This is a genomic window from Oleiphilus sp. HI0128 (genome assembly GCF_001635365.1).
Window position 1 is genome coordinate 1 of record NZ_LWGG01001496.1, and the last position, 1047, is coordinate 1047.

The 1047-nt window shown below is 47.5% G+C and carries 2 protein-coding genes; both read right to left on the reverse strand.

The window, feature by feature from the left end; genetic code table 11:
• On the reverse strand, positions 1-490 hold a 490-nt coding region (locus tag A3763_RS24675; RefSeq protein WP_068760677.1), incomplete at its 3' end, for an energy-coupling factor ABC transporter ATP-binding protein.
• A gap of 7 nt (positions 491-497) precedes the next feature.
• Positions 498-1047, reverse strand: a 550-nt coding sequence (cbiQ, locus tag A3763_RS24680; RefSeq protein ID WP_082880593.1) for a cobalt ECF transporter T component CbiQ, incomplete at its 5' end; no start/stop codon positions are given.

The following is a 1047-nucleotide window of genomic DNA, read 5'->3' on the forward strand; positions in this document are numbered from 1 at the left end:
CTAACAACAACACTTCTGGCTCCATGGCCAGTACCGATGCCAATGCGACCAAGCGTTTTTCGCCCCCCGAAAGCTGATGCGCAACTCGCTTCTCAAATCCTGCCATGCCAAGCGACCTAAGTGTTTGCTTGGCCTTTTCGAAGGCCCGCTCTCTGGTTTTTCCTAGATTTAGCGGGCCAAATGCCACGTCCTCTAATACAGTGGGGCAAAATAGTTGATCATCGGGGTCTTGAAATAGAAAGCCCGCCTTCGCGCGTACTTCAACAAATTCAGACTCTTGCTTTCTAAACTTGCCAAAAGCAAATACATCACCCGACTTTGCTTTTTTTAGCCCTACCAGTAAATGTAGAAACGTCGTTTTGCCCGCTCCATTCGGCCCCGTGAGCGCAACCCGATCACCCGAGTAGAGAGAGAAATCGACATGAGATAATACTTCCCCTCTTCGTGGGTAGCGGTAGCTTAAGCCTCGTGTTTCAATTAGCGCTTCCATAAAAGCCTCAAAGCAGGTTGATAAGAATTAGAGAAATCAAGAACGGAACGCAAACGATGATCAAGCAGTAATCGCGTGCGACTAACTTATCATCATCCAACAAATAGAAGCGGCCGTTGTAACCACGACACTTCATTGCCTCCATGATTCGCTCTGAACGTTCAAGTGCATGGATTAAAAGCATTCCCACTAAATAGCCAATTGAGCGCCATGTGTGCGTATCCATTCGCAGTACAAATGCCCGCGCCTGCATCGCACGTTTCATGCGTTTGTATTCCTGACCAATCACGTCGAGATAACGTACCGTAAACAGAAGCAAATGAACGAGCTTATCGGGTATACGTAACCGTGCTAAAGCATGCCCGAACGTTGTCGCATTCATGGTGCCCACAACAGCAAGTAAAGACAGAACAACGGTATTCGCTTTAACGGCAATCAATACCGCGTGGACCAATCCATTCTTACTCGCCGTCAACTCCGATATTTCGAAAAGCACATCATCTTCCCCAGAGACAGGCGTCGTAAATGGCAGCATAACAATCAGAAATATCATGAAC